Source organism: Shewanella surugensis, assembly GCF_023284005.1.
GTDB lineage: Bacteria > Pseudomonadota > Gammaproteobacteria > Enterobacterales > Shewanellaceae > Shewanella > Shewanella surugensis.
The window spans coordinates 1-1,443 of record NZ_JAKIKS010000306.1 but is presented as its reverse complement, the minus strand read 5'-3'; the positions used below and the strand labels follow the sequence as shown (position 1 = coordinate 1,443).

Sequence of the window (1,443 nt, the reverse complement as noted above, 5' to 3'; positions counted from 1 at the left end):
CAAGTTCAGATAGAGGTGAGAAATTTCGCTCTCGGCTGCTATCTGTCGTTGAAACGTGCAAGAAGCGACAGTTATCCCCGATAAGAGTGATCAGCACTATCATTGCGGCCGTGGTTGATAAAAAGGACTACTCAGACGTATTTGGGCTCATGCCAGCTTAGTCAATCCCCCTCTGGTGAATACTTACGACTATATTATGCCATATTATTCTTATTTAGCTATATTAGAGCAGTTCAAAACGCAATAATGACTGGAAAGTCGTTGGTATGGATTATGAAGACATTGGCCGCTCGATTGATCCTGCGGGTATGAAAACTAATGGAACACTGATGGTTATTTTTGTTGCTGTTTTACATGTGCTAGCTCTCGTAATCACTGATTTTTTTTCATTTTTCTGGGGAGCATCTATACTTATTTTCAGTAAAGCAAAGTGGGGGAATGCATGAGTAAGGTGAAATATGGGATCAGCCCCTTGACTTGGACTAATGACGACATGCCTGAATTGGGTGGAGATATTTTATTGGCAACCTGTTTGAGTGAGATGGCTGAAGCCGGCTTTACTGGAACGGAATTAGGAACAAAATACCCACGAGAACCTGAAATATTACTCCCTTTATTAAAGCAATATGGCCTTGTACTGGCATCAGGTTGGTTTAGTGGTAACTTGATGGCCTTGTCTGTTGATGAAGAAATTGCCGCTATGCAAGAACACATCAAACTTCTAAAAGCGGCGGATTGTCGTGCCATGGTTTACGGCGAAGTGAGTAATAGTGTACATGGAGACATCAATACCCCTTTATCACATCGTGTCATATTGACGATGGCTGAATGGAAAGAGTATGCAGACAAGCTCACTATAGTTGCTGATCACTTATTGAATAAACACGGAATTAAACTGGCATATCATCATCATGTTGGCACAATCTGTGAAACGGAAGATGACATCAGTACCTTGATGAAACTGACTGGTGACTCTGTCTATTTAACACTGGATACTGGCCACATTATTTATGGTGGCGGTGATCTTGTTTCTATGATTACACTCTGGGGACACCGTATTGGCCACATGCATTTTAAAGATCTTCGCTTGGATATAATGAAGGCCGCACGTGCTGCGGATAAATCATTCCTTAATGCTGTTTTGGATGGTGTATTTACTGTTCCCGGTGCTGGTGATATTGATTATGACGACGTATTTTCTGCACTTAAAGCGCATGATTATCAAGGCTGGTTACTGGTAGAAGCTGAACAAGATCCAGTCAAAGCTCATCCATTAACATTCGCTAAAATGGCTTATGAAAAAATCACCGGCTATGCCCGTAAATACGACTTGTAATTAACAAACGGTAAACCCCCGGCTCTGCCGGGGTGACTCGCATAGGTTTCACCTATACCGCGGTATAGGTAGGCTCAAGTCTCGACCAAAAGACAGGAGAGCAACCT

Annotated in this window: 2 protein-coding genes and 1 pseudogene; all 3 read left to right on the top strand. The window is 42.4% G+C overall.

Annotated features, from left to right (window positions below; translation table 11 throughout):
• Window positions 1–161, top strand: a pseudogene (locus L2764_RS27170) (IS66 family transposase); the annotation flags it as partial.
• Between the two features lie 105 nt (window positions 162–266).
• Window positions 267–446 (top strand): hypothetical protein, encoded by a 180-nt coding sequence (locus tag L2764_RS27165; protein WP_248943446.1) that lies wholly within the window; start codon window positions 267–269, stop codon window positions 444–446.
• Entirely contained in the window at window positions 443–1,336 is an 894-nt protein-coding gene (iolE, locus tag L2764_RS27160) for a myo-inosose-2 dehydratase (protein ID WP_248943445.1), read from the top strand. Before L2764_RS27165 ends, iolE begins: the two co-directional genes overlap by 4 nt.
• Window positions 1,337–1,443: the final 107 nt, after the last annotated feature.